The organism is Citrobacter enshiensis (genome assembly GCF_029338175.1).
Taxonomy (GTDB): domain Bacteria; phylum Pseudomonadota; class Gammaproteobacteria; order Enterobacterales; family Enterobacteriaceae; genus Citrobacter_D; species Citrobacter_D enshiensis.
Genome location: NZ_CP119862.1, coordinates 4,376,381 through 4,395,475, shown reverse-complemented (window position 1 = coordinate 4,395,475; position 19,095 = coordinate 4,376,381). Strand labels below are relative to the sequence as shown.

At 52.7% G+C, this 19,095-nt stretch carries 14 protein-coding genes, 1 tRNA gene and 9 pseudogenes; 8 read left to right on the top strand and 16 right to left on the bottom strand.

The genetic code is table 11. The annotated features are described in order from the left end of the window. Position 1 precedes the first annotated feature (1 nt). Positions 2-1,141 carry a sugar ABC transporter ATP-binding protein gene (locus P2W74_RS20945; RefSeq protein WP_276293071.1) on the bottom strand — a complete coding sequence of 380 codons (1,140 nt, stop codon included), beginning with the start codon at positions 1,139-1,141 and terminating at the stop codon, positions 2-4. A gap of 323 nt (positions 1,142-1,464) precedes the next feature. On the opposite strand from P2W74_RS20945, the pseudogene P2W74_RS23725 reads away from it, so the two are divergent. After that, positions 1,465-3,032: pseudogene (locus P2W74_RS23725) on the top strand (MltF family protein). Between the two features lie 238 nt (positions 3,033-3,270). Here P2W74_RS23725 and P2W74_RS20925 read toward each other — a convergent pair. From P2W74_RS20925 to aspA, 11 genes and pseudogenes are all read right to left on the bottom strand, one after another. Next, positions 3,271-3,346: transfer RNA gene (locus P2W74_RS20925), tRNA-Phe, on the bottom strand. 136 nt (positions 3,347-3,482) lie between these two features. Next, positions 3,483-4,490 (bottom strand): annotated as a pseudogene (locus tag P2W74_RS20920) (DUF1176 domain-containing protein); the annotation flags it as partial. 86 nt (positions 4,491-4,576) lie between these two features. Then, the gene (locus P2W74_RS20915; protein WP_276293068.1) at positions 4,577-5,152 is read right to left on the bottom strand and encodes a transcriptional regulator; all 576 of its coding nucleotides are present in this window, start codon (positions 5,150-5,152) and stop codon (positions 4,577-4,579) included. A 36-nt stretch (positions 5,153-5,188) separates the two neighbouring features. Continuing rightward, positions 5,189-6,142: a protein-disulfide reductase DsbD gene (gene dsbD / locus P2W74_RS23850; RefSeq protein ID WP_459560535.1), complete on the bottom strand. Its 954-nt coding sequence runs from the start codon at positions 6,140-6,142 to the stop codon at positions 5,189-5,191. Then, positions 6,045-6,377 (bottom strand): cytochrome c biogenesis protein CcdA, encoded by a 333-nt coding sequence (locus P2W74_RS23845; protein WP_459560542.1) that lies wholly within the window; start codon positions 6,375-6,377, stop codon positions 6,045-6,047. The genes dsbD and P2W74_RS23845 overlap by 98 nt, the downstream gene beginning before the upstream one ends. Positions 6,378-6,473: 96 nt before the next feature. Continuing rightward, positions 6,474-6,906 (bottom strand): annotated as a pseudogene (locus tag P2W74_RS23840) (protein-disulfide reductase DsbD domain-containing protein); the annotation flags it as partial. After that, a complete protein-coding gene (gene cutA / locus P2W74_RS20905) occupies positions 6,882-7,229 on the bottom strand; it encodes a divalent cation tolerance protein CutA (RefSeq protein ID WP_276293067.1) in 348 nt (115 codons plus the stop codon). The gene cutA and the pseudogene P2W74_RS23840, both read right to left, overlap by 25 nt. Before the next feature lie 328 nt (positions 7,230-7,557). Then, positions 7,558-7,686: an anaerobic C4-dicarboxylate transporter family protein gene (locus P2W74_RS23720; RefSeq protein WP_412767206.1), complete on the bottom strand. Its 129-nt coding sequence runs from the start codon at positions 7,684-7,686 to the stop codon at positions 7,558-7,560. A 1-nt stretch (position 7,687) separates the two neighbouring features. Continuing rightward, entirely contained in the window at positions 7,688-7,954 is a 267-nt protein-coding gene (locus tag P2W74_RS23715) for an anaerobic C4-dicarboxylate transporter family protein (RefSeq protein ID WP_412767205.1), read from the bottom strand. Further along, positions 7,902-8,621 carry an anaerobic C4-dicarboxylate transporter gene (locus tag P2W74_RS23710; protein ID WP_412767204.1) on the bottom strand — a complete coding sequence of 240 codons (720 nt, stop codon included), beginning with the start codon at positions 8,619-8,621 and terminating at the stop codon, positions 7,902-7,904. The genes P2W74_RS23715 and P2W74_RS23710 overlap by 53 nt, the downstream gene beginning before the upstream one ends. 157 nt (positions 8,622-8,778) lie before the next feature. Continuing rightward, positions 8,779-10,226 (bottom strand): annotated as a pseudogene (gene aspA / locus P2W74_RS20895) (aspartate ammonia-lyase). A 342-nt stretch (positions 10,227-10,568) separates the two neighbouring features. On the opposite strand from aspA, the gene P2W74_RS20890 reads away from it, so the two are divergent. Continuing rightward, complete coding sequence (locus P2W74_RS20890; RefSeq protein ID WP_203359200.1) at positions 10,569-11,045, top strand: FxsA family protein; 477 nt, start codon at positions 10,569-10,571, stop codon at positions 11,043-11,045. 66 nt (positions 11,046-11,111) lie between these two features. On the opposite strand, the pseudogene yjeH reads toward P2W74_RS20890, so the two are convergent. Continuing rightward, positions 11,112-12,371 (bottom strand): annotated as a pseudogene (yjeH, locus tag P2W74_RS20885) (L-methionine/branched-chain amino acid transporter). A 276-nt stretch (positions 12,372-12,647) separates the two neighbouring features. Here yjeH and P2W74_RS20880 point away from each other — a divergent pair. The 3 genes and pseudogenes from P2W74_RS20880 (at position 12,648) to P2W74_RS20870 (ending at position 15,132) form a co-directional block, all read left to right on the top strand. Continuing rightward, positions 12,648-12,942 (top strand): annotated as a pseudogene (locus tag P2W74_RS20880) (co-chaperone GroES). Between the two features lie 43 nt (positions 12,943-12,985). Then, positions 12,986-14,642, top strand: a pseudogene (gene groL / locus P2W74_RS20875) (chaperonin GroEL). Between the two features lie 136 nt (positions 14,643-14,778). Beyond that, positions 14,779-15,132: a DUF4156 domain-containing protein gene (locus tag P2W74_RS20870; RefSeq protein WP_203359196.1), complete on the top strand. Its 354-nt coding sequence runs from the start codon at positions 14,779-14,781 to the stop codon at positions 15,130-15,132. Positions 15,133-15,137: 5 nt separating this feature from the next. On the opposite strand, the gene yjeJ is transcribed toward P2W74_RS20870, so the two are convergent. Then, positions 15,138-16,037: a YjeJ family protein gene (gene yjeJ / locus P2W74_RS23835; RefSeq protein WP_276293066.1), complete on the bottom strand. Its 900-nt coding sequence runs from the start codon at positions 16,035-16,037 to the stop codon at positions 15,138-15,140. A 136-nt stretch (positions 16,038-16,173) separates the two neighbouring features. Continuing rightward, positions 16,174-17,202 carry an EF-P beta-lysylation protein EpmB gene (gene epmB, locus P2W74_RS20860; RefSeq protein ID WP_276293065.1) on the bottom strand — a complete coding sequence of 343 codons (1,029 nt, stop codon included), beginning with the start codon at positions 17,200-17,202 and terminating at the stop codon, positions 16,174-16,176. A 40-nt stretch (positions 17,203-17,242) separates the two neighbouring features. Between epmB and efp the strand changes: the two are divergent. The 3 genes and pseudogenes from efp to ecnB all read left to right on the top strand — a co-directional run bounded on the left by efp (position 17,243) and on the right by ecnB (position 18,256). Continuing rightward, a pseudogene (efp, locus tag P2W74_RS20855) lies at positions 17,243-17,809 on the top strand (elongation factor P). Between the two features lie 61 nt (positions 17,810-17,870). Continuing rightward, positions 17,871-18,005 (top strand): lipoprotein antitoxin entericidin A, encoded by a 135-nt coding sequence (ecnA, locus tag P2W74_RS20850; protein ID WP_276293064.1) that lies wholly within the window; start codon positions 17,871-17,873, stop codon positions 18,003-18,005. A gap of 104 nt (positions 18,006-18,109) precedes the next feature. Then, positions 18,110-18,256, top strand: a complete 147-nt coding sequence (gene ecnB, locus P2W74_RS20845; RefSeq protein WP_276293063.1) for a lipoprotein toxin entericidin B — start codon at positions 18,110-18,112, stop codon at positions 18,254-18,256. Between the two features lie 35 nt (positions 18,257-18,291). On the opposite strand, the pseudogene P2W74_RS20840 reads toward ecnB, so the two are convergent. After that, positions 18,292-18,961, bottom strand: a pseudogene (locus P2W74_RS20840) (helix-turn-helix domain-containing protein). Positions 18,962-19,095: the final 134 nt, after the last annotated feature.

The following is a 19,095-nucleotide window of genomic DNA, read 5'->3' as shown; positions in this document are numbered from 1 at the left end:
GTTACCGCCTGCTCAAGCGCCCTCCCGACTCAGCGCGCTGATTGAGTAAAGGCGTGGATAGCGTTCCAGGGTCATCAGCGTCAGGTTTTCGCTCAGCCCCAGATTGATATGCAAGCCCTTGCCTTTGCGATCTTCCGGCATATACGTGAGGCCATGGCGCATGGCATCGCGTGGGTTGTTGGGCCCGAACTGTTTTTCCTCCCAGCGTCAGCGTACCGGCACTGCGTGGCCGCAGCCCCACGATGGCTTCAAAAGCCTCAGTGCGTCCGGCACCGACCAGACCGGCGAAGCCGAGGATCTCACCCGCGTGCACGTTAAAGCTGAGCTCGTCGATCCAGCCGGGTACTGACAGCCCCTCGACGGCCAGTGCAATAGGCGCCTCTGTGGCAGGTGAAAGTTTCGGGGGAAACATGTCGGACATGTCGCGTCCAACCATCAGGTTCGCCATCTGCTGGCGTGTGAGATCGGCGGTGGCGGCACGGGTAACGAAACGACCATCGCGCATCACGATGACCTCATCGGTGATGCGTTTGACCTCATCAAGTTTGTGGGAGATATAGATGATGGTGACCCCATCTTCCTTAAGCTTGCCTATCAATGCGAATAATCGCGCTGTTTCTGCTGGGGTCAGCGTGGCGGTGGGCTCGTCCATGATTAACAAACGCGCCTGGCGTGATAACGCTTTGGCTATCTCGACCAACTGCTTCTCTGCGACGATCAGTCGCCGTATCAGCGTATTCGGTGAGATCCTGAGACCGACGTCGGCAAGACAGTGCGCGCTCGCCTTTTCCATGGCGCGCTCATCCAGCAGCCAGCCCCGTTTGTATTCATGACCGAGGAAAATATTTTGGGCAATCGTGAGGTGCTCGGCAAGATTGAATTCCTGATGGATCAATACCACACCGGCTTGCTCGGCCTCACGAGACGAACGGAAATGACGGGCGGTGCCGTCAATACGCACTTCCCCTTCGCTGGCCTGCTCGTAACCGGCGAGAATCTTCATCAGGGTCGATTTACCGGCACCGTTTTCCCCCAACAGGCCATATATTTTTCCCGGCGCCAGCGTAAAACTCACCCCATGCAACACGCGCACCGGGCCAAATGCTTTGCAGATACCGACAAATTCAATGGCGAGGCTCACAAGGACATTCCTTGTTTATTCAGGTGGATACCATTACAACGGGTAGGGTTTATGACTCCCGGAACCCGATACGTTCCCTCCCACGCTGCGTCGCTGATCCCCATCATCCTCACCCGGTGTTGTCGGTTGTTTCCTGGATTTGAGTGCAGTGCACAAGGTATAAAAATGCAAGTCAGGACAATGATTTCTGCCGAGCGGCGCAAGATTTGGGTTTTTAAACGCGTGATCACTGGCGTAACGCAGTTTCTGGAAAACTGTCGAAGTGCACAGAGAGTTCCGGCGTTGGCTAAAATGAAAGGATGCGCCATGCGGAGTTTCTCGCCATGAATGCTCTCTCTTTTCACCGTCTTTTCATCGCCCTTATTACCGTGCTGCTGCTCGTCGTCCCCCGTGTATGCTGTTTCTGCTGAGCAAAATCAGCCGCCCTACGGTTACTGCTGAACAGGATCAACCTCAGCAGGAGGAGCGAGAGGTGCTCGAAGTCAACATGGATGAACTGCTGCAACCCTGGGTGGGGGATCTGCCAGGGATGCTCGATCGCCGGGTGATCCGGGTACTGACGACTTACAGTAAGACGTTTTTCTTCATCAACAAGGGAACCCCGCGCGGAGCCACCCATGACGTGTTTATGGCGTTTGAACGCGAACTCAACGCCAGGTTACTGAAGGAGGACAAGCTAAAACAACGCCACCTCAAAGTTCGCATTATCTTTGTGCGGTGGCGCGTGATCAGTTGTTCATGGCACTCAACGAGGGACGGGGCGATATCGCCGCCGCAAATCTGACCATCACCCCGGATCGTCAGAAACTCGTGGATTTCACCATCTCCCCCTTTATCTTAATGTCAAAGAACTGCTGCTCTCTGTCCCCAACTCCCCTAAGGTAGAGACCCCTGGATCAACTTTCGGGCAAGACGGTGTTTGTGCGCCCCTCATCGAGCTATTACGAGAGCCTGAAGGTGCTTAACGCACGCTTTGCTAAAGCATCACTTCCCCCCGTAATTCTCGAGGAAGCCCCTGAATCACTTGAGGATGAAGATCTTATCGAAATGCTGAATGCCGGTCTCATCCCGTTGATTGTCGTCGATCGCCATAAAGCAGAGTTTTGGAAACAAGTGTTTCCAAAAATTCAGATACACGAAGATATTGTGTTGCGCGACGATGCCAATATCGCGTGGGCAGTACGCAAAAATAGCCCAGAGCTTCTCGCGTTGCTGAATGACTTCGTTAAGGAAAATGGCCAGGGCAGCAAACTGGGTAACATCCTTTTGTTTCGCTACCTGAAGAGCGCAAAGTATGTCAAAAGTGCCGCAGCGGAGAAGGAGCGTCGCAAACTGCTGAATATGGTGGCTTTGTTCAGAAAGTACGGCGATCGCTATTGACGTGGACTGGCTGCTGATGGCCGCTCAGGGTTATCAGGAGTCGCGGCTCAACCAGTCAGCCCGCAGCCATGTGGGGGCCATTGGCGTGATGCAGGTGATGCCGCGTACGGGCAAGGAAATGAAAGTGGGTGACATCCGTAAGCTGGATCCCAACATCCATGCTGGGGTGAAATACATGCGCTGGATGATAGACAATTACTACGGTGATGAGCCGATGACCCGCCTTGATAAGGCGCTCTTCTCGTTCGCCTCTTACAATGCGGGTGCGGCCCGCATTGCCCGGCTACGCGCTGAAACAAAGACGCGTGGCTTTGACCCTGATGTCTGGTTTGGCAACGTGGAATATCTGGCCGCTGAACAGATAGGTGCCGAGACCGTCACCTATGTGAGTAACATCTACAAGTACTACATCGCCTATCGACTCATCATGGACGAAGTCGCGCGCAAAGAGAAAGATGCAGAGGAATCACGGAGTGAAGTTGCCCTGGAACACGCCAGGCAAGGCCACTGAAGCAGCGAAAGAAGCCGCTGATAAGGCAAAAAAAGAAACTCCAGACAAACCGTGATACTCCCTGTCTGAAAGTCAGCAGACCGGGACACAGTTAACGGAGGGCAGGAGTGTTGCTAAGGGAAAATGCCCGGGTGTGGTTCAGAAGGTGAAGTTGTGGAACCTGTGGGCAGAACGACCAGAAATCTACCGGAACCCAGAAAGCAAAAAACCAGCCCGTAGGCTGGTTTTTCTGAATAAGTGGTGCCCGGACTCGGAATCGAACCAAGGACACGGGGATTTTCAATCCCCTGCTCTACCGACTGAGCTATCCGGGCAACGGGGCGCATTAAACCGTAATCTGTATCCCCGTCAACCAGATTTCTCGTTTTGTTGTCTGATTGCTTAACTTTACGGCGATTCTGTATCGGATAGCGTTATTTTGCTTAAAATCACCGCATGTTGTCATGCTCACTGACTTTTTTGCGCCGCCTCAACCTGGCTAACAACGGTCGGTAACATCCAGGTGCCGCCGAGGACGATTTCCCGGCAGTCGCCAGTGGTGTATTTCAGGCTGCGCACAAACGTTTTGCCGTCCCACACCCACTCTTCCCCGCTGACGCAGTCGGCGATACCGCGACCTTTATTGAAGAACGTAATCATGCCATCGGCGTAGCTGGTGGCATCGGTAGTGATGAGCTGCGGGTCGCTGGCCAGTGCGCTGTCTACCACCCACATGGCGTATCCTTCGTTATACGCGGCGCGCCAGCAGAGCCCCTGGATCAGGGTATGCGATTTATCAATTGCGGTGAGCGTTAACTGGCGGTCTTTGGCCGGGATATTCTCGTTATCCCAGTCATCGCAGTCATTGGTGAGTTTTGTCTCTACTATCTTGCGTTGGTCCGCTGTTAATGGCGTTGCGGGCGCTGAAGGCATCACGGGCGCGGCAATAATGACAGGCGCCGGAACCGCCGCCAGTACGTTTTCGTCACCGGCCTTGCCTTTACGCAGCAGGGCATTTTTGGTTCCTATGCGCTTCTGGTATTCATCCATTTTAAGCAACACGGCATTGGCACCTGCGCTGGAGAGCGTTTTGCGCTGCCCATTTAGCGCAAGCTCAATTTTTTTGTCCTGAATCAGCGCCTGAAGCAGGGCGGTTATTTGCGAGCTGTTGAAACAGAAATGCTCTCTGTCTTTGGCCGTGAGTGTTCCCTGCGATTGATCATCGATGAACATGCTCACGCTGGCATCGGCAGGAATATCGCTTTGGGTTTGTGCGAAGGTCGCCAGTCCGGTGACCTGCTGCCCTGGGCCTGCCTGACGGGTCAACAAGACGCTGACTTCTCCGGTATTGACGCCGTAACCTGCGGCACGGCAGGTGCCGGTATTGTCGCAGGAGAGTTCCCAGTCTTTGTGGTCAAACGAAAAGCCCGTTAACGGTGCAGCGAAGAGCTGGATTGAAAACAACCCTGCTGCCGCAATGAGGGTGTGAGACGGCGCATATAATTCCCTTTACGTATCAGTATTGTTGAAATTATATGCGCATCAGAAGGGGAGCGATAGGTGGATCAGGTCAGTGCGCCCGCCTTACGGCACTGAGCAAACCGCAGAATATCTTCCGCCAGACGATGCGCAGTATCGACATCGGCCTGGCTGCGGTTCACCAGCATACGGCTGAGACACCCCTCCAGCACCAGTTCCATCTGCCGGGCGACCATGGCCGGATCGTCAATTTCCAGCGTGGTCAGCAACTCGTGGGTAAAATCGTGCGCGGCCCGTTTTTGTTGATCTGCCAGTTGATGAATCGGATGGGAGGGATCAGGATAAAACGTGCAGGCGGCGATAAACAGGCAGCCTGGATAGCGGTGATTACTCATGCATTCTGACAAGGCGCTATAGCGCGCCAGGAGCTTTTGCTCTGCACTCAGTGTTTCATCCAATATAAGCTGACGACGCCAGGTCTCTATCTGATGACTCAAATGACGTAACGCATCATAGAGAATCGCCTCTTTATCCGGCCAAAAACGTTTCAGTTCGTCGAGCGGATAATCAACGCGTTTGGCGACCATCTCCAGTGTGGTCGTTGCTATCCCTTGAGTCTCAAGTAATTTTAGGGCTTCTCCCAGGACATCTTCACGTTGCACGGTATTTTCCTCTGTTTTTCCTTTTGCAAGTGTCGCTCACGGTTGCCGATCGCGCAAATGTGCGCTAAAGGTCGCCGCATCCATAAAGCCCGTTACCCGCGCTTGCGGGTGTTCATTCCCCTGCGCGTCAAAGAACAAAATTGTGGGCAATCCCAGCACGTGTAAGTGCTTCAGTAAGGCCACATCCTGCGCGTTGTTGGCGGTGACATTGGCCTGTAACAGCACCGTATCGCCTAATGCCTGCTGTACCTGCGGATCGCTGAAGGTATATTTCTCAAACTCTTTACAGGCGACGCACCAGTCGGCATACAGATCCAGCATCACGGGTTTGCCTTTGGCGCGCGCCAGCGCCTGAGTTAATTCATCGACCGAGGCGACAGGCGTAAAGTTCAGATGCGCCTGCGTTTGCGCGGTTGCGCTACCGAACGCCCAATCCTGCAACGGACGCACGCTGACCAGCGCTGCGGCCAGCAGGACAATCTGTACCATGCGCATCCAGCGCCGTTTTGCCTGCAGACTGGTGATAAATGCCCAGCCAAAGAAGGCGACGCCCAGTAGCGCCCACAGACGCAGGCCCCATGCGTCACCGATGATACGCTCGAGTAAAAAGACGGGCAGCGCAAGGATGACAAACCCAAAGGCCGTTTTGACATGTTCCATCCACGGACCGCTTTTGGGCAGCAGGCGGTTGCCGAAGACGGTGACCAGAATCAGCGGTAACCCCATCCCCAGCGCGTAGAGATAGAGCGTCCCACCACCGAGCCACATGTTTCCGCTCTGGGCGATATACAGCAAAATTGCGCTTAACGGCGCGGTGGTGCACGGCGAACAGATCAGCCCGGCAATCGCCCCCATCGCAAACACGCCGCCAGGCGATCCACCCTGCTGACGATTACTCATCAGCGTGAGGCGTGTTTGTAGCGAAGAAGGGAGCTGTAGCGTGAACAGGCCAAACATCGACAGCGCCAGCAGGGTAAAACACCACCGCAAGGCCGATCAAGACGTAAGGATGCTGCCAACGCGGCCTGAAACTGTAATCCGGCCGCCGCGACGACCAGGCCAACGCGCGGTTGTAGGTCAGCGCCATCCCCTGCACGTAGATAAAGGTCAAGCAGCAGAGCGCGTCCGTTGAGAGGCGCTGCTTGCGCCCAGCACGATACTCGAAATGAGCGGGTACATCGGCCAGAACGCATGGCGTAAACGCAATGCCAATCCCTATCAGCAATGCCCACAATGCGGAAAAGGGCAGTTGGCTGTCTGGCTGCGGTGCATTTTCTGGCTGCGTTGTTGAAGGAGGCCGTCACCGGTAGCACATCCGCACTGGCAATCACCTGGCTCAGCGGCACGTGTTTTGGTCTCTGGCGGGTAGCAGAAACCGGCGTCAGCACATCCCTGATAGACGACGGTTAATGTCGCGCCAGAAGCCGCCTGGTTGACCGTCACCGGAATCGTCAACCGCTGGCGGTAGATTTCGCTTTTGCCATAAAATTCGTCTTCGTGCCAGACGCCAGCCGGAAGCTGTACAGCGGCAATCTCTGCCTGAGACGGCGTGATACTGATTTGCTTGCGATAAAGGTAATAACCTTCTTTCACCTGCCAGGAGAGATTAAGGTCATGCTGGTTCTGCTGAAAATCAAAGCTAAATGCCTGGTCGGCAGGTACAAACTGCGAGCGACCAGGCGCGTCAAATAATCTGCCGCGAAGACGGATGTGCTGCACAGCAGCAGGATCAGCGTAAGGATGCGTTGAGCCATGAGAGGTAATCACTGTCTCCGTGAGTAACGGGTAAAACCAGAAGTTCAGGGGTTTGATAGGGGTGGTGAGACTTCAGGCAGTCTAGAAGCGCTTGCTGGTGCAAAACCGAGGATTTGAAGATCATCTGCACTTCGTATTCCTGTTCCAGTTTCCCTTCCCAGTAATAGAGGGAAGTGGCTCCGGGGATCAGCGTGGCGCATGCCGCCAGCTTTTCTGCCAGCACTTTGGCTGCCAGGTCCTGGGCTGTTGCTTCATCCGGCGCGGTACAGAGCACCACAACGGCATCGGGGATGGACATATCCTGACTGTTAACATCAAGCATAAACACCTCGAAAGGACAGATTGACCCAGCCAAGAGAGTGGTCACTATACAACGGACGAGGGAAGGATGTTAGTCAAAGCGGGGAAGGCGCTGCGGGCGTATAAACGCCCCCGCGGGTAACACTTACAGCATGAAGCCTGCCCAGCAGGACAGCCGAAGCAAACAGCAAGAACAACACCCAGCGTACCAGGGATGAAGAACGGATGGTTAAAGACTAACTTACCGATACGGGTTGTACCCGTGTCATCCATCTGAACCGCCGCAACCAGCGTCGGGTAGGTTGGCAGAATGAACAGACCGGAAACGGCTGCGAAAGAAGCTACAGCAGTCAAGCGGAGAAACGTTTCAGCGCCAGCGCCATCGGCATCAGTGCTTTAGCCGTTGCAGCCTGAGAGTACAGCAGTGCAGAAGCAAAGAAGAAGATCACCGCCAGCAACCACGGATGACCCTGAATCACGCTACCAGCAGTGTCTTTGATCCAATCGATGTTGGCAGAAACGAAGGTGTCGCCCCAGCCATGCCACACCCAGGATACAAATACAGGCGCTCATCCCTGCTTTGAAGGTGCTGGAGTTCAGGATGGAATCAGTCTCAATACGGCAGATAATGGTGGTCAGCGTTGCGACGCTCAGCATGATGATCAGAATTGCGTTGGTGGTGTTCATCAGCGGTTTAGCGACCAGGCCGAGGCTCGGGCTGTTGATGATGGCATAAGCCCACAACACAAACCACGCCCAGCAGGAACAACCAAACGGATGATTTCGCACCGGACTTGATCTCAACCTGGCGCTCGCCGCGCAGCTCAACCAAACCTTCTTCCAGACGCTTACGGTATACCGGATCGTCAGAAAGTTTAGAGTTAAACAGCATGGTGACCAGGAAGGACATTACCAGCACTGCCAGCAGGGTGGACGGAATGACCACGGACAGCAGGTGAATGTAGCTGATGCCATGACCTTCCATGACGGAAGACATGTATACCACCGCCGCAGAGATTGGCGACGCGGTAGATTGGCGATCTGTGCAGAGACCACCGCCAGTGGAGAGCGGACGGCAAGGTTTGATCCCTTGTTCCTTCGCCACTTCAGCGATAACTGGCAGAGTTGCCAGAGAGATGTTGCCTGTACCTGCAAAGATAGTCAGGAAATAAGTCACAATCGGAGCGAGGATCGTGATGTATTTCGGGTTTTTACGCAGCAGTTTTTCTGTCTGGTGAACCAGATAGTCCAGACCGCCTGCGACCTGCATGGCAGAGATGGCTGCGATTACCGCCATGATGATGGAAATAACATCGAACGGGATATTACCGGGCTTCACGCCTATGGCTGCCAGAACCAAAACGCCAAGCCCACCTGCAAATCCTATACCAATGCCCCCAAGTCTGGCGCCCAAAAAGATTGCCAGCAAAACGATGATAAGTTCTACAAACTATCATATTAGCCTTCCTTGTTGTTTAACAAGTTGATATTAAATTGTTGTTTTTAAGTAACTTCTAACAAGAAAAAAGGCACGTCATCTGACGTGCCTCTTGTGGTACTACCCTGTACAATTACTGTTCGCTTTCATCAGTATAGCGTTTTGCTTTGTAAGCAGGGTGCATCAGGTTCTGTGGGGAGAAAATATCGTCCAGCTCAGCTTCAGTCAACAGACCGCGCTCCAGTACGACTTCACGTACACTCTTACCGGTTTCAGCACAGATTTTACCAACGATGTCGCCGTTGTGGTGGCCGATGAACGGGTTGAGGTAAGTGACGATACCGATTGAGTTGTAAACGAATGCTTCACAGACTTCTTTATTAGCAGTGATACCGTTAACGCATTTTTCCAGCAGGTTGTAGCAGGCGTTGCTCAGGATGTGGATAGATTCAAACATTGCCTGACCAATAACCGGCTCCATTACGTTCAGCTGCAGCTGACCTGCTTCAGACGCCATGGTTACAGTGATGTCGTTACCGATGACTTTAAAGCATACCTGGTTAACGACTTCTGGAATAACCGGGTTCACTTTAGCTGGCATGATGGAAGAACCCGCCTGCAGTTCCGGCAGGTTGATTTCATTCAGACCGGCACGTGGGCCAGAAGAGAGCAAACGCAGGTCGTTACAGATTTTGGACATCTTCACAGCCAGACGTTTCAGCGCGCCGTGCACCATAACGTAAGCGCCGCAGTCAGAGGTCGCTTCAATCAGGTCTTCTGCTGGTACACAGGCAAAGCCAGTGACTTCAGCCAGTTTCTGTACCGCCTAAAGGAGAGTACTCTTTAGGGGTGTTCAGGCCCGTACCGATTGCCGTTGCGCCGAGGTTAACTTCCAGCAGCAGTTCTGCAGTACGTCCAATGTTCTTCACTTCTTCTTTCAGCAGTACGCTGAAAGCACGGAATTCCTGGCCCAGGGTCATCGGCACAGCATCTTGCAGCTGGGTACGACCCATTTTCAGGATACCCTGGAATTCTTCCCGCTTTACGCTCAAAGCCCTTCGCCGCAGTTGGCTGATAGCATCAATCAGTTTAATGAGAGAAGCATACACCGCGATGCGGAAACCGGTCGGGTAAGCGTCGTTGGTTGGACTGACATTTGTTAACGTGGGGTCGTCGTTCGGGTTCAGGTACTGATATTCACCTTTCTGGTGACCCATCAGTTCCAGCCCAATATTGGCCAGCACTTCGTTGGTATTCATGTTTACGGAGGTGCCTGCACCGCCCTGGTATACGTCTACCGGGAACTGGTCCATGCATTTGCCGTTGTTAAGGACTTCATCACAGGCGGCAATGATGGGCATTCGCCACACTCTTAGGAATAGTTTGCAGCTCTTTGTTGGCCAGGGCCGCTGCCTTTTTCACCATTACCATACCGCGAACAAATTCAGGAATATCACTGATTTTGTTATTGCTAATGTAGAAGTTTTCAATCGCTCTCAGAGTGTGAACACCGTAGTAGGCTTCCGCTGGAACTTCCCTGGTACCCAACAAATCTTCTTCGATACGAATGTTGTTTAACATGTGAACCTTCTTTTTCAAGCTGCCAAAAAATTACATTAAACACACAGGATATATGTGGTTTCGAATGTTTCCTGACCGACGATTATCCCCTGCATCGGTCTGATGTCCGAGATGATATGCTGCTTCAGGATTTTCTACCGTAATCTGGATCACTTAAAATGTGGGTAATTACTCCTTATTTATTATTTTGTGAAGATAGATCACCCCTTTGGGATTACTCCCACAAATATGTTCACAAACGGCTTGAAATTCTTGCTAAGCACCTCAATATAAGTTGGATGCAAATTGCACAATCATTCAAACAGACGTGCTGAAACAGCGGTTACCCTACAGGAGAACCCTTTGCGCTGGATACCACTTATTGCCATTTTTCTCTATGTTTACATTGAGATTTCTATTTTTATCCAGGTCTCCCAGGTACTGGGCGTACTAATGACGTTGATTCTGGTGATCTTCTCTTCGATCGTTGGTATGTCGCTGGTACGCAATCAAGGATTTAAAAACTTTTTGCTGATGCAGCAGAAAATGGCGGCGGGAGAAAGCCCGGCTGCGGAGATGATCAAGAGCGTGTCGCTGATCATTGCCGGTCTGTTGTTGGTTCTGCCGGGTTTCTTCACCGATTTCCTCGGCCTTCTTCTTTTATTACCGCCGGTACAGAAGCATCTGACGATGAAACTGCTGCCGCACCTGCGTTTCTCCCGGATGCCGGGCGGCGGTTTTAGCGCCGGAACGGGCGGTGGAGATACGTTTGACGGCGAGTTTCAGCGCAAGGATGAGGAGCGCGACCGCATCGATCATAAAGACGATCGCCGCGATTAAATAGAGTCGGCCCGGTAAGTTTAGCGCCACGGGCATCCAGGCCGGATGGTGCAGCGCTTATCCGGCTTACAAATGGCTTTCAAGCTGTTTCCGCCTCGGTAAAAATAGCCATAGCACCGCCAGCATAATAATGGCGTACAGGCTTTTCCAGCCGACCATCGCCAGTAAAAGCAGGCACAGCAGACCCACCAACGACGCCAGCATGCGATAGCGCTCCCCTTCAGTAAAACGGCCACCCGGCCAGCCATGCACAGCAGCATAGATCATAATAAAGATGCCCTTAGCGTAGACAATCAGCGCATCGAGGTTGATGTCGAGCGCATAAATGCACAAGGTACTGATAACGCAACATACCAGTACGGCGTTCAGCGCATTGTGTGGGATCTGGCGGGAGGAGAGGCGCGCCAGATAATGGTCAGGTGTGTTATCGCTCGCTTGCGACCAGACCAGACGGGCAAAACTTTGAATATAAATGTTCAGACTGGCAAAACAGGCCAGATAGCCAATGACGCAGGCGACCCACAACGCCTGTACGCCAAACAACTGCACGACAATTTCAGGCAGCGAAGCCGCCGCCGCCATCTGCTCGCCGTAGGCGCCAAAATGCAGCACCACCACCGTACATGCCCAGTAAACAGAGCCCGCCAACACCAGGCCAATCATCAGGGCGCGCGGAAAGTCACGTTCCGGTTTTTTGAATTCAGACGCCAGGTGTGCGAAGGCTTCAAGGCCGACAAACACCAGAACATCACCGACAGCGCTGCGAACAATCCGGGAAGCGCAATATCGGTAACTGCAGGGAAGGGGATTTCAGCGGGTTGCAGTTCACCAGCCCACCAGATGGCGACAATCAGCGCCACAATCAGACCCGCGATGATGGTTTGCAGGTTAGCGCTGGAACTGGCACCGCGAGAACCGATGTACCACACCAGTATCAGGGTCCCCAGTTCCGCCAGCAGTAATTGCCCGCCGTGCCAGCCGAACATCGCCTGGCCGAAACCCGCAGCAATATGCAGCGCGGCGGGTAAACCGACGGGAATGACCGACAAAAACAGCCAGCCGGTAACCCGCTCCATATGATTCCCAAACGCCATTCCCACAAAATGCGCCACGCCTCCGGCGCTGGGGTAATGGCGGCCAAGTACCGCAAACACGAATGGCCACCGGAAAAACTAACACGATGAGTATCGGCCACGCCCACAGGCTGGTATTCCCCGCGACAAGCGCGGCCAGTGCAGGAACGGCAAAGACACCGGTGCCTAACAATGATGTCGATAACAGGCCAATCCCCTGAGCCAGTCCCAGCTCTTGTTTTAGTCCGCTCATGAAACGTTATCCGGTTACGCCTAAAATTCAGGCAACTGCGCAGATTTTCGATGGTATCACAATCAGATTTGCTGATGACGGCGGCCCTGAAATTGGTGCGAAATGTGAGGTGGGTTGGTGTTTTGACCGGATTTTCTCCTGATAAGAATTTTTTTTTGGTTTCCCCCTTGAAGGGGTATAACCCCATCCCCATCTCTCTGGTCACTAGCCGGGAAATCCGTTTACGGGCCGGCGTCACCCATAACTGATAAAGACTTTCTCAAAGGAGAGCTATCAATGAGTATTCGTCCGTTACATGATCGTGTGATCGTCAAACGTAAAGAAGTTGAATCCAAATCAGCTGGCGGCATCGTTCTGACCGGTTCTGCAGCAGGTAAATCAACTCGTGGCGAAATCATCGCTGTCGGTAAGGGCCGCATCCTGGAAAACGGTAGTGTGCAGCCGCTGGACGTGAAAGTCGGCGACATCGTTATTTTCAACGATGGCTACGGCGTGAAGTCCGAGAAGATCGACAACCAAGAAGTGCTGATCATGTCCGAAAGCGACATTTCTGGCAATTGTTGAAGCGTAATCCGCGAACGACACTGAACATACGAATTTAAGGAAAAGAGATAATGGCAGCTAAAGACGTAAAATTCGGTAACGACGCTCGTGTGAAAATGCTGCGCGGCGTAAACGTACTGGCAGATGCAGTGAAAGTAACCCTCGGTCCGAAAGGCCGTAACGTGGTTCTGGATAAATCTTTCGGTGCCCCGGCCATCACTAAAGATGGTGTTTCCGTAGCACGTGAAATCGAGCTGGACGACAAGTTCGAAAACATGGGCGCGCAGATGGTGAAAGAAGTTGCCTCTAAAGCGAACGACGCTGCAGGCGACGGTACTACCACTGCGACCGTACTGGCTCAGTCCATCATCACTGAAGGCCTGAAAGCTGTGGCTGCGGGCATGAACCCGATGGATCTGAAACGTGGTATCGACAAAGCTGTCGCTGCTGCGGTTGAAGAGCTGAAAGCACTGTCTGTACCGTTGCTCTGACTCTAAAGCTATCGCTCAGGTTGGTACTATCTCCGCTAACTCCGACGAAACTGTAGGTAAACTGATCGCTGAAGCGATGGACAAAGTCGGTAAAGAAGGCGTGATCACCGTTGAAGACGGTACCGGTCTGCAGGACGAACTGGACGTGGTTGAAGGTATGCAGTTTGACCGTGGCTACCTGTCTCCTTACTTCATCAACAAGCCGGAAACTGGCGCAGTAGAACTGGAAACGCCGTTCATCCTGCTGGCTGATAAAAAAATCTCCAACATCCGTGAAATGCTGCCGGTTCTGGAAGCCGTTGCGAAAGCAGGCAAACCGCTGCTGATCATCGCTGAAGATGTTGAAGGCGAAGCGCTGGCGACTCTGGTGGTTAACACCATGCGTGGCATCGTGAAAGTGGCTGCGGTTAAAGCACCTGGCTTCGGCGACCGCCGTAAAGCGATGCTGCAGGATATCGCTACTCTGACCGGTGGTACCGTTATCTCTGAAGAGATCGGTATGGAACTGGAAAAAGCGACCCTGGAAGACCTGGGCCAGGCAAAACGCGTTGTGATCAACAAAGACACCACCATCATCATCGATGGCGTGGGTGAAGAAGCGTGCAATCCAGGGTCGTGTGACTCAGATTCGCCAGCAGATCGAAGAAGCAACTTCCGACTACGACCGTGAAAAACTGCAGGAGCGCGTAGCGAAACTGGCAGGCGGCGTTGCAGTCATCAAAGTGGGTGCTGCTGACCGAAGTTGAAATGAAAGAGAAGAAAGCACGCGTTGAAGATGCTCTGCACGCGACCCGTGCTGTCAGTGAAGAAGGTGTGGTTGCCGGTGGTGGTGTTGCGCTGATTCGCGTAGCAAGCAAACTGTCTGAACTGCGTGGCCAGAACGAAGACCAGAACGTGGGTATCAAAAGTTGCGCTGCGCCGCAATGGGAATCCCCGCTGCGTCAGATCGTGCTGAACTGCGGGTGAAGAACCGTCAGTTGTGGCCTAACACCGTGAAAGGCGGGCGACGGTAACTACGGTTACAACGCTGCAACTGAAGAATACGGCAACATGATCGACATGGGTATCCTGGATCCAACCAAAGTTACCCGTCTGCTCTGCAGTACGCAGCTTTCTGTTGCTGGCCTGATGATCACCACCGAGTGCATGGTCACCGACCTGCCGAAAGGCGATGGGGCTGACTTAGGTGCTGCTGGTGGTATGGGCGGCATGGGTGGGCATGGGCGGCATGATGTAATCATGTTGTTCTGCACCTCGCAGAAATAGAGAAACCCCTGGGCAGAAATGCCCGGGGGTTTTTCTTTTGGTCATCTTTTAGTATAAGATTCTCACACGGACGATCTACGTCCAGCTCATTGATTATGGGGAATAACATGCACGTGAAATATTTAGCAGGGATCGTCGGTGCCGCGCTACTGATGGCGGGTTGTAGCTCCAGCAACGAACTGAGCGCTGCCGGTCAAAGCGTACGCTTCGTAGAAGATAAGCCTGGTGCTGAGTGCCAGTTGGTTGGCACTGCTACCGGTAAGCAAAGTAACTGGCTTTCTGGTCAGCATGGCGAAGAGGGCGGCTCCATGCGTGGCGCCGCGAACGACCTGCGTAATCAGGCGGCAGCAATGGGCGGCAACGTGATTTATGGCGTGAGCAGCCCATCTCAGGGCATGTTATCCAGCTTTGTTCCGACGGCCAGTGAAATGAACGGCCAGGTTTATAAGTGCCCGAACTGATTTATTCAGTGTTGAAAACGCCCTCCGGAAACCTGAGGGCGTTTTGTTATTCTGCCGTTGCGGGCAATGTTGTCTGATAAAGTTGATGCAGCGCTTTCAGGCAACGTTCTCGCGGAAAGTGACCCGCGCCGGATGCGATAGTCGCCACGGTGATACGGCACGATTTTCCTTCCAGCTTTTTCAGCCGCGGGCTGAACGCCAGTAAACGCCGGGCCATTGCCTCGGTCTCTTTCATATCTCCCCGAATGCGGGATTTCACGATGGTGCCGCATGCGCAATCCTGCCATAGCTGTCGGTATAGTGGTAAACCAGTGGCCAGATAATGCGTAAACAGCGCGCAACTTCCATGCCGGATAGGGATAGTTGTCATACTCCATCTCACCGTTGCTTTTAATATCAGCATCGTACATGGGCAGAAAATCCAGTAGTGAGGAGATCCTTAGCGATAATTTATGCATGCCGGCGTTATTAATGGCGTGAGAAATGGCGCTGATGACGAGCGCAATCTGCGCATCTTCAAGCTCGAGGAGCAGTGAATGACCGCCCTGCAGTGAAAACACCAACTGAAACCCTCCGGCGTGGCTGGCGTGGGGCTCCAGTTTCTCAACCCGCAGGCGGATATCGGCTTCCAGCAGCTGTTTTTGGGTCAGTGGCGGAATATTTTTGAGCATTGTCTGCGTGGCGGTATCCTGGCTTTTTTTGAAAGCCGCTTTCTCTTTGGCATTCCGCTGGTTTTGCAAATGCAGACGATGCTCGAAGCAGATATAAAGATCGCGCAGTTGTAGCGCCGGAATAAAAATTAGCGAGGTTTCGTTCTTCTCATGCTTGAGGTTAAGTGCCAGCGCCTGGAACTGATTGCCATTTCGAATGACGCCGGTGTTAATGCCGGTGAGTGTTAAGGCCATGATGGTTCTCTCTGGATAGGTTTGTTCTGCCCGAAATGATGGGGGCTAAAATAACACCCGGTTTTGTTTCGTGAGAGTCGGTATCCGGACTTGAAACCTGCGCGAAGCGCTACGCGCAGGTTCAAAAGAGAGGGGGTTAACGCTGCCTTAACTGCAAATCCAACGGCGTTTTACTCGGTTCGCCGCCAATTTCCCGCGCCAGCTTCGGCACCATATAGCCGGAAACCAACGTCAGCAGCTCACGCATAATGGCGCGGGCTTCGTCGTCGCTGACCAGAAAATGGGCCGCACCCTGAACTTTATCCAGTACGTGCAGGTAGTAGGGCATTACACCCGCATCAAACAGCGCGTTGCTGAGATCAGCCAGCGTTTGCGCGTTATCGTTGATATCGCGCAGCAGCACGCTCTGATTCAGCAGCGTGACGCCTGCCATTTTTAGCTTACGCATCCCCTGGCGGAAATCGTCGCCAATTTCCTGCGCATGGTTGATATGGTTAACCAACAAAATTTGCAGGGTTGAACGGGCAAAACGCTCGGTCAGACCTTCCGTCACGCGTGCGGGAATGACGATTGGCAGACGGCTATGAATACGCAGACGCTTAATGTGCGGTATCGCTTCCAGCTGCGTGAGTAGCCAGTCCAGTTCGTGGTCTTTGGCCATCAGCGGATCGCCGCCGGAGAAGATGATTTCATCCAGTTCCGAATGCGCGGTGATGTAATCCAGTGCAACCTGCCAGTTTCGCTTATTGCCCTGGTTTTCCGCGTACGGGAAGTGACGGCGAAAACAGTAGCGACAGTTTACCGCACAGCCGCCTTTCACCAGCAATAGCGCTCGGTTGCGGTATTTGTGCAGTAATCCGGGCACGACGCTGTGCTGTTCTTCCAGCGGATCGGTTGAAAAACCCGGTGCTGTGACAAACTCGTCGCGCGAGGTGAGTACCTGGCGTAAAAGCGGGTCATCAGGATTGCCTTTTTCCATCCGCGCCACAAAAGCACGGGGAACCCGCAAGGCAAAAAGACGCTTTGCCTCGCGACCTGCGAGCAAGTTTTCATCCGCGTCTACATTTAAAAGACGCAACAGTTCATCCGGATCGGTTATAACATCTGCAAGTTGTACTAACCAATCTTCTCTGGATGGGGTGTTTAGGGTTACAATATGCGCCATTTTGTGGCTAAGCTACCAATTAACAATTTCAGAGGGCCTTATGGCGACTTACTATAGCAACGATTTTCGTGCCGGTCTTAAAATCATGATGGACGGCGAACCTTATGCGGTTGAAGCCAGTGAATTCGTAAAACCTGGCAAAGGCCAGGCTTTCGCACGCGTTAAACTGCGTCGTCTGCTGACCGGTACTCGCGTAGAGAAAACCTTCAATCACCCGACTCTGCAGAAGGCGCAGACGTTGTAGATATGAACCTGACTTACCTGTACAACGACGGTGAGTTCTACCATTTCATGAATAACTCCACTTTCGAACAGCTGGCTGCTGACGCGAAAGCGGTAGGTGACAGCGCCAAAGTGGCTGCTGGATCAGGCTGAGTGCATCGTGACCCTGTGGAACGGCCAGCCTATCTCCGTGACCCCGCCGAACTTCGTTGAACTGGAAATCGTTGAAACCGATCCAGGTCTGAAAGGCGACACCGCAGGTACTGGCGGCAAACCGGCAACGCTGTCTACTGGCGCAGTGGTTAAAGTTCCGCTGTTCGTCCAGATCGGCGAAGTGATCAAAGTGGATACCCGTTCTGGTGAATACGTATCCCGCGTGAAGTAATACGCCTTAATTGATCCCATGGTGCAGCGTTTGCTGCGCCATACATTTTTCCAGGGCAGGAATGATGAAACGTCTTCTCAGTCTTGTAACACTCTTCTTACTGACCGCAACCTTGTTGACGGGGTGTAATACCGCACGTGGCTTTGGCGAAGATATCAAACATCTCGGCAATTCCATCTCCCACGCTGCCAGCTAGTCTTTTCGCATCGTCTTAAAAACTGCCTGTTTCCCGTCAAGTTACGGGATGTTGTCTATTATTAAGTAGCTATACGTACAACATTGGCTAAAAAGGAAGACGCTATGGTTAAGAAGACAATTGCAGCAATCTTTTCTGTTCTGGTACTTTCCTCTGTGTTAACCGCCTGTAATACAACGCGTGGCGTTGGCGAGGATATTTCCGAGGGCGGCCATGCTATCTCGGGGGCTGCAGCAAAAGCTCAGGATTAATCATGAACGGTACGACCGCTGTGCGTGTCGTGCCGTTAATTTTCCCGTTCTGGCAATGATAAAAACGGCGAATAGCGATTATCCATGTGCAGTTTCATGCGAATGTTGCGTTTGTAGGTGTAAACCGTTTTGCCATGAATCCCGAGCGCACTTGCAATCGCCTTGTTTCCCGCGCCTTCCATCCACATCGTCAATACCTTCTCTTCCTGCGGCGTAAGTAATGACGTGGCGGTTTGGGCGTGTCTAAAAGCGGTCTCACGCGTAACGCAGAGTGAATCGTCTTTGAGAGCTCATACAGCGTGGGCTTTTTTGATAGCACGGCATGGACAGAATATCGTGAGCTGAACGCTGAAACACAGTATTCGCCACCTGATTGCAGCAAGATAGAGCGGAGCCATCCCGCAGGCCATAAAGAAGGGGGTCAATCGACTGTAAATGGATGAGAATCGTTTAAGAAAACTATATAATCAGCGATAATCAAATGAGGCTTCCACTGCGAGAATATGTTTCTTTTGGCCAGCAAGAGATTATTTAACCCTGGACACCAGGAACGGAAGCACTAAACAAACCAGAATGATTAAGCCAGGCCTCTATCCCCGTGCGGGTAAAGGTGGCATCGTCAATCACTAATATTTTCACATAAAGATCATCGGCATTCAAAAATGAGGGCCAAAGGCTTCCTGACTTCAGAAAGCGTCTCATCATAAAGACGTTCCGATGAGTACTAAATGCCGGACTGCGCTGCTTATTGCACCCAATTCTGGCTTTTAGGCTATCTGAAATAAAAAGATTGAAATTCACTTTTTGTCGGGCAAAAATACCCTTTCATTCATCGGCTT

Bases quoted from the DNA above. Each gene is read 5' to 3' on its own strand.
- cutA (WP_276293067.1), bottom strand. From the start codon at position 7,229: ATGCTTGATGTTAACAGTCAGGATATGTCCATCCCCGATGCCGTTGTG.
- P2W74_RS20870 (WP_203359196.1), top strand. From the start codon at position 14,779: ATGCACGTGAAATATTTAGCAGGGATCGTCGGTGCCGCGCTACTGATG.
- yjeJ (WP_276293066.1), bottom strand. From the start codon at position 16,037: ATGGCCTTAACACTCACCGGCATTAACACCGGCGTCATTCGAAATGGC.
- epmB (WP_276293065.1), bottom strand. From the start codon at position 17,202: ATGGCGCATATTGTAACCCTAAACACCCCATCCAGAGAAGATTGGTTA.
- ecnA (WP_276293064.1), top strand. From the start codon at position 17,871: ATGATGAAACGTCTTCTCAGTCTTGTAACACTCTTCTTACTGACCGCA.
- ecnB (WP_276293063.1), top strand. From the start codon at position 18,110: ATGGTTAAGAAGACAATTGCAGCAATCTTTTCTGTTCTGGTACTTTCC.